The organism is Streptomyces muensis, assembly GCF_021474425.1.
Classification (GTDB): Bacteria; Actinomycetota; Actinomycetes; order Streptomycetales; family Streptomycetaceae; genus Streptomyces; species Streptomyces muensis.
Genome location: NZ_JAKEIP010000346.1, coordinates 1 through 6,908, shown reverse-complemented (window position 1 = coordinate 6,908; position 6,908 = coordinate 1). Strand labels below are relative to the sequence as shown.

7 protein-coding genes are annotated in these 6,908 nt (G+C 68.3%); 2 read left to right on the top strand and 5 right to left on the bottom strand.

Annotated elements, in window-relative coordinates:
* Both L0P92_RS40325 and L0P92_RS40320 read right to left on the bottom strand, forming a co-directional pair.
* On the bottom strand, positions 1–920 hold a 920-nt coding region (locus tag L0P92_RS40325), incomplete at its 3' end, for a serine/threonine-protein kinase (protein ID WP_234768106.1).
* Between the two features lie 102 nt (positions 921–1,022).
* On the bottom strand, positions 1,023–1,217 hold the full coding sequence (locus L0P92_RS40320; RefSeq protein ID WP_004001285.1) for a hypothetical protein: 195 nt from the start codon (positions 1,215–1,217) through the stop codon (positions 1,023–1,025).
* A 540-nt stretch (positions 1,218–1,757) separates the two neighbouring features.
* Between L0P92_RS40320 and L0P92_RS40315 the strand changes: the two genes are divergently transcribed.
* Entirely contained in the window at positions 1,758–2,969 is a 1,212-nt protein-coding gene (locus L0P92_RS40315; RefSeq protein ID WP_234768105.1) for an acyltransferase family protein, read from the top strand.
* 33 nt (positions 2,970–3,002) lie between these two features.
* Here the strand turns inward: L0P92_RS40315 and L0P92_RS40310 are convergent, their stop codons facing one another.
* On the bottom strand, positions 3,003–3,470 hold the full coding sequence (locus L0P92_RS40310; RefSeq protein WP_234768104.1) for an HD domain-containing protein: 468 nt from the start codon (positions 3,468–3,470) through the stop codon (positions 3,003–3,005).
* 192 nt (positions 3,471–3,662) lie between these two features.
* Positions 3,663–4,148, bottom strand: coding sequence for a ribose-5-phosphate isomerase (locus L0P92_RS40305; protein WP_234768103.1), 486 nt, complete (start codon positions 4,146–4,148; stop codon positions 3,663–3,665).
* Between the two features lie 217 nt (positions 4,149–4,365).
* On the opposite strand from L0P92_RS40305, the gene L0P92_RS40300 reads away from it, so the two are divergent.
* Complete coding sequence (locus L0P92_RS40300) at positions 4,366–5,835, top strand: amino acid permease (RefSeq protein ID WP_234768102.1); 1,470 nt, start codon at positions 4,366–4,368, stop codon at positions 5,833–5,835.
* 90 nt (positions 5,836–5,925) lie between these two features.
* On the opposite strand, the gene L0P92_RS40295 is transcribed toward L0P92_RS40300, so the two are convergent.
* A partial coding sequence (locus L0P92_RS40295) for a serine/threonine kinase C-terminal domain-containing protein (RefSeq protein WP_505016557.1) occupies positions 5,926–6,908 on the bottom strand: 983 nt, incomplete at its 5' end.

Here is a 6,908-nt window from a genome sequence, read left to right as displayed (position 1 = left end):
GATGAGGGCGCCGGCCGCCGTGGCCTGCCAGTGGGGGCCGCGGCGGGGGCGGGGGCGAGCGGGTCCGCCGGGGTGGTCGGGGGCTCGTCCGCGGGGCGCGGGTCGGGCAGGGCGCCGTCGCGCAGCAGGCTCAGCAGGGCGTCAGGTGAGGGGCGGGACTTGGGGTGCTTTTCCAGGCATAGCTGGATGAAGGGGAGCAACTGGGACGGGGTGTCGTCGAGTTCGGGCGTGCCTTCGACGACCCGGATGGCCGTCTCGTACGGGCTCGGGCTGTCGAACGGGCCGCGTCCGGTGGCGGCGTACGCGAGGACCGAGCCGAGCGAGAAGACGTCGGCGGCCGGGCCCACGTCCTGCGGGGAGGAGAACTGTTCCGGGGACATGTAGGGCGGGGTGCCCATCACGCGGCCGGTCTGGGTGAGGACGTCGGAGGGCGCGAACTCGGTGGCGCGGGAGATGCCGAAGTCGATGACGCGGGGGCCGTCCTCGGCGAGCATCACATTGGCCGGTTTCAGGTCGCGGTGGACCATGCCGGCGCGGTGGATGTCCCGCAGGGCCTCGGCGAGGCCGGCGGCGAGTTCGCGCAACTGCGGCAGGGGCAGCGGGCCGTGGCGGCGGACGTGGGTGCCGAGGTCCTCGCCGGGGATGTAGAGCGTGGCCATCCAGGGGCGCGGCGCGTCGGCGTCCGCGTCCACGACGGGGGCGGTGAAGGCGCCGCTGACCTGGCGGGCGGCGGCCACCTCGCGGCGGAACCGGGTGCGGAACTCGTCGTCGTCGGCGTACTGCGCGTGCACGACCTTGAGGGCCAGGCGGCGGCCGGAGGCCGAGCGGGCGAGGTAGACCACGCCCATGCCGCCGGAGCCGAGGCGGTCCTCGATCCGGTAGCCGCCCACCTCCGCCGGGTCCGTCTCGCGCAGCGCCATCCGTACGTTCCCCCGTTCCGGACCGTTCGACGATCACGAACGAGGGTATCCGTACTCTTCCGGGCCACCCCACGGGCCCCGGAACAGCGCCCGGGACAGCGCCTAGAACTGGATGGAGTTGATGGTCTCGGCTATCGAGTTGAGGAATCTCTGGATGTCGTCGGCCATGCCGGTCGAGGCGAGGAAGAAGCCGAACAGCACGGCGACGACGGCGGGACCGGCCTTCAGGGATCCGCCACGGATCAGCACCACCAAGACGATCGCCAACAGCAACACCACTGACAGCGAAATGGCCACAACAGATCACACCCTCGGTCGGTCCGCTCTCCCGGCCCGGGGACGCGACCCCGCGCACCCCCGCCAGAACCATCGTGCCACCAACCGGGCCCCGCTATGCGGCACGTGACGTTTCGTTCGCCACACCTGTGCCGGATCTGTGCGGGTCCACCGGACGCGACAACCTCTCACGTCTCACCCGTACAGGATTTCGGACGCACACTCGCGAAGGGAATTCGGCGGGTTCGTTTCCATCGGCACACAACGTGTTCGCGGGTATTTCGAATTACGCGTGAGTTGATCATTCCATCGGGGTCATCTCCTGGCCATATGCACCCCTTAGTCCGGATGAATCCGGACAAGACGGGTGGCCAACAGGTGTTCTCCCGGTGCATGTTCGCTGTACACGCGAGGTCGCGCGTAATAACCGGGAATGACCTCGCGGGTTTTACGAAATCCCACAGGCAACGCTAGGGTGCCTCAGATGTTCCATGCTGCCTCGTCCCCCGCATGCGCAGCGAGGGCCTCGATCTGCTCCCCCGGCTTCCGGCGGGAGGGTCTGTGAACAACTCGCTGCGACCGCACGGCCACAACAGAGCGCCACTTCCCCCGGCAGAGTCGTCCGCGGACGGAGTGCCCGGTCCGCGCTCGCCGCAGAACCAGCCCAGCCAGCAGGCTCAGGCGGACACGAGATCCGCGTCCGGCGGTGCCAAGCAGCGCGACGCGTTCTTCGACAACGCCAAGTACCTGGCGATCGTGCTCGTCGCCATAGGACACAGCTGGGAGCCGATCAAGGGTGACAGCCGGATCCTGGAGGCCGTGTACACCGTCGTGTACACCTTCCACATGCCGGCGTTCATCATCATCTCCGGCTTCTTCTCGCGCAGTTTCGACGCGACCCCCAACCGGCTGAAGCGCCTGATCACCGGCGTCGCCGTGCCGTACATCGTCTTCGAGACGGCCTATCCGCTCTTCAAGCGCTGGATCGACGAGGACCCGAGCCAGGAGATCAGCCTCCTGGACCCGTGGTACCTGACCTGGTTCCTGTGCGCGCTGTTCATCTGGCGGATGACCACCCCCATCTGGAAGATGGTGCGCTGGCCGTTGCCGATCGCGCTCGGCCTCGCCATGGCGGCGACCGTCACCCCGGAGATCGGTGACGACCTCGACCTCCAGCGGGTGCTGCAGTTCCTGCCGTACTTCGTGCTGGGTCTGTGCATGAAGCCCGAGCACTTCCACATGGTGCGTACGCGCACGATGCGGATCCTGGCCGTGCCGGTGTTCGCGGTGGCGCTGGGCTTCGGGTGGTGGGCCGTGCCGCGGATGAACACCGCGTGGTTCTACCACCGTGACGCCGCTCAGGAGCTGGGTGCGCCGTGGTGGGCCGGGCCCGTCATGGTGCTGGCGATGTTCGGGTGCTCGCTGCTGCTGACGGCCTGCTTCTTCGCGTGGGTGCCGCGGCGACACATGTGGTTCACGGCGCTCGGGGCGGGGACGCTGTACGGCTATCTGCTGCACGGGTTCTTCGTGAAGGCCGGGGACTACCAGGGGTGGTTCGAGCACGGCTGGCTGCAGCGGCCGCTCGGTGAGATCTTCGTCTCCGTCGTGGCCGCTGTCGGTGTGACGCTGCTGTGCACTTCTCCTGTGCAGCGGGTGTTCCGGTTCGCGATGGAGCCCAAGATGGAGTGGGCGTTCAAGCGGGATGCGGCCGAGTTGGCTCGTGAGCGGGAGAAGCGGGAAGGTGCGGGTGCTCGGGAGAAGGTCAGCGCCTGACCTCATCTGACCTCATCTGAACGTCGCGGAGAGTCAGTCTCCTGTCAGGCCGAGAAGTGCGCGCATGTGTGCGTACTTCTCGGTCAGTCGTTTGCGGGTCGGTTCGTCGAGGGCGGCCAGGCGGGTGGGGTTCGCGTTGTGTGCCAGGTCCGCCTCCTTTACGAGGAGGGCGCCCGGGGTGGTGAGGATGCGGGTGGCGTAGGTCTCGGGGGGTTCTCCGGGGCGCTTGGTGACGGCGTGGACGATCGCCTTGGTGCGGGGGGTCAGGGGGGCGTCTTCCAGCCACTGTGTGGAGAGGGCGTCGTCCTCTATCGCGTCGTGGAGCCAGGCTGCGGCGATCTGGGATTCGTCGCCGCCGCGGTCTTGTACGCCTTCCGCTACGGCTCTGAGGTGGTCCGTGTAGGGGTGGCCGGCCTTGTCGGTCTGGTGGGCGTGGGCGGTGCGGGCGATGGCTTCCACGTCGGTCAGGGACAGCGGGGTGGGGTGGTCGGTGTCGGTCACTGGTCCAGTGTGCCTTCGCCCCCGCCGCCCCTACCCGTCCCATCCCTTGAAGGGGCTCCGCCCCTTCGACCCCGCTGGGGCTGCCGCCCCAGACCCCGCTGTCGGCCTTCGGCCTCGTCCTCAAACGCCGGACGGGCTGAAATGTGCTGGGTCAGCGCTGAAACGTGGCCGTCTCCAGCCGTGAGGTGGTGCTTACTGCTGGGGGTTGTGCGGGGGGATCGGGGGGAGGTCGCCCGTTGTTTCGTAGGTGGTCAGCATGGTGATGCGGCGGGTGTGGCGCTCGTCACCGGAGTACGGGGTGTTGAGGAAGGTCTCGACGAACTTCGTGGCCTCGTCCTGGGTGTGCATGCGGGCGCCGACCGCTACGACGTTGGCGTTGTTGTGCTGGCGGCCGAGGGACGCCGTCTCATCGCTCCAGGCGAGGGCCGCGCGGACGCCCTTCACCTTGTTGGCGGCGATCTGCTCGCCGTTGCCCGAGCCGCCGATGACGATGCCGAGGGAGTCGGGGTCCGCGGCCGTTCGCTCCGCGGCGCGGAGGCAGAAGGGCGGGTAGTCGTCCTGGGCGTCGTAGATGTGGGGGCCGCAGTCGACCGGGTCGTGACCCGCCGCCTTCAGCCAGTCGACGAGGTGGTTCTTGAGTTCGAAGCCCGCATGGTCGGAGCCGAGATACACGCGCATGGAACGAGTGTGACACGGGTGTTTCGGGGCAGCAGCGCCGGGTGTCGACCGTGTTGAGTGTGACGCACTCCATGGAAGCTCAAGGAAACCTCAAGTAACAATCCCAAATCAAAGGTTCCCGAATCCGTTCTCCTCCGATTCACTGGTCCGACTCGTACACCGCTCCACTACCGCTCGTACGAGAACCGCTCCCCACGGCTCAAAGGAAATCCGTTCCATGACTTCGCAGCCGAAGCAGAAGACGGCCGGACCGGCCGCCGGCGGTCACGGCCTACAGGCCGGACTCAAGAACCGTCACCTGTCCATGATCGCCATCGGCGGCGTCATCGGCGCCGGGCTCTTCGTCGGGTCCAGCTCCGGTATCGCCACCGCGGGACCCGGCATCCTCCTGTCGTACGCGCTCGTCGGCACGCTCGTGGTGCTGGTGATGCGGATGCTCGGTGAGATGTCGGCCGCCAACCCGACCTCCGGATCGTTCTCCGCCCACGCCGACCGTGCGCTCGGGCCCTGGGCCGGGTTCTCCATCGGCTGGCTGTACTGGTTCTTCTGGGTGGTCGTGCTGGCGGTCGAGGCGACCGCCGGTGCGGCGATCCTGGAGGGGTGGATACCGGCCGTTCCGCAGTGGGGCTGGGCACTGATCGTGATGGTGGTGCTCACCGCCACCAACCTGGTCTCCGTCGGCTCCTACGGTGAGTTCGAGTTCTGGTTCGCCGGGATCAAGGTCGTGGCCATCGCCGCGTTCATCGTCATCGGCGGGCTCGCCGTGTTCGGGCTGCTGCCGGGCGTCGACAGCTCGCAGGCCGGGCTGAGCAACCTCACCGACCACGGCGGCTTCCTGCCCAACGGGGCCGGCGCGATCCTCACCGGTGTGCTGCTCGTCGTCTTCTCCTTCATGGGCAGCGAGATCGCCACGCTGGCCGCCGGTGAGTCGGAGAACCCGCAGCGGGCGGTCACCAAGGCCACCAACAGCATCATCTGGCGTGTCGCCGTCTTCTACCTCGGTTCGATCCTGGTCGTGGTTGCCCTGCTGCCCTGGGACAGCAAGTCGATCGCCGACGACGGCTCGTACGTGGCCGCCCTCGACTCCCTCGGTATCCCGCACGCCGGTCAGATCATGAACTTCATCGTGCTGACCTCGGTGCTGTCCTGTCTGAACTCCGGCCTCTACACCGCCTCCCGTATGGCCTTCTCGCTCGGCCAGCGCGGGGACGCGCCGAAGTCGTTCGCGCGGACGACCGACCGGGGTGTGCCGCGGACGGCGATCCTCGTGTCCGTGGTGTTCGGGTTCGTCGCCGTCTTCTTCAACTACAAGTTCCCGGACTCCGTCTTCCTCTTCCTCGTCAACTCCTCCGGTGCGGTCGCGCTGTTCGTGTGGCTGGTGATCTGCTTCTCGCAGCTGCGGATGCGGAAGATCATCCAGGCCGAGGCGCCGGAGAAGCTGGTCGTGAGGATGTGGCTGTACCCGTATCTGACCTGGGCCACGGCCGCGCTGATCGTGTTCGTGCTGGGCTACATGCTGACCGACACCGAGCATGACGGCCGGCAGACCGTGCTGCTGTCGCTGCTGGTGGCGGCGGTCGTGCTGGTGGTGGCCTTCGTGAAGGAGAAGGTCGGTCGGGGGCGTGCGGTCGCGGGCGGGGCGGCGGCCGTTCCGGATGCGCCGCGTGACGAGGTCAAGACCGGCTGAGCATCGTTCGGAGTTCGAGGGGCCTTCGGGAACGCGTGCGCGTTGCCGAAGGCCCCTCGGCTTGTTCCGGCCTGTGTGCCTACAGCCGTCCTACAGCACCGTGAAGCTGTCTCTCACCTTCTGGTAGGTCTTCAACGCCTCCGTCTCCGCGTCCGGCCGGTACCACGTGTTGATCTGGTACGACTTGCCGTCGACGGTGAAGCCCAGCAGCTGGGCGTGCCAAGGGTCGCCCTGGAGCGTGAAGGTGTACTCCCAGACGACCGCCGGGTGACCGCGGAACGTCGTCCGTTCCAGGCGGATCTTGCGGTACTGCTGCCCTTGCTGGGCGTTCTTCTCCGACTTCTGCCAGGAGTCCATCAGGTCGTCGCGGGCCAGGGACGACTTGGCGGCGAGTTCCTGTTCGGCGTCCGGGGAGGTGTAGTGCACCTCCGATCCGGTCTTGACGTCCCGGCGCCAGTCCTCGGGCGGCACCCACGCGAATCCGCCGGCCTCCCTGCGGGATCCCGGCGGGAGGCTTTGCGGCCTTGAGGTGCCTTCGACCGTGGGGGACACGGACGACGACGGTGACGGTGACGGCGGTGATGGCGAGGAGCCGGCCTGGCCTTTCTCGGGTCCGCCCGGGTTGATCGCCAGGAACACCGCCACGGCGGCGCCTGCGGCGACGATTCCGACTGCGGCGGCTCTTCCTGTACGGCGGTGTCCTCGACGGGGTTGCTCCGCCGGGACGGCGGGGCCGGGGAGCTCGCCGGGTGGCATGGCGGGGCGCGGGCCTGCGCCTGCGGGCGCCGGGCGCTGCTCGGTCAACGCCTCGGAGCGGGCCAGGGAGATGCCGGGGCGGGGTGACGCGGCCCTGGCGGAGTTGCCGGTCGGGGTGGGTGAACGGACCTCCGAGCCGGCTTCCGACGTGGCCTGGGAGGCGAGTTCGGTGGAGGCGGTGGAGGTGTGCGGTACGTCGTTGGCCTGGGGGTGTTCCGGCTCGGTTCGGGTGTTCTCGGGTCGTATGGCTTTGGTCGGGGGCGAGGCTTGAGGTGGTATCGCGTCGCGTATGTCGTCCGGCCGACGGGGGTCGGGTG

What these genes read in the sequence shown, in the direction of transcription:
- L0P92_RS40305 (WP_234768103.1), bottom strand. Translation starts at nt 4,148, where the DNA reads ATGCGCGTGTATCTCGGCTCCGACCATGCGGGCTTCGAACTCAAGAAC.
- L0P92_RS40300 (WP_234768102.1), top strand. Translation starts at nt 4,366, where the DNA reads ATGACTTCGCAGCCGAAGCAGAAGACGGCCGGACCGGCCGCCGGCGGT.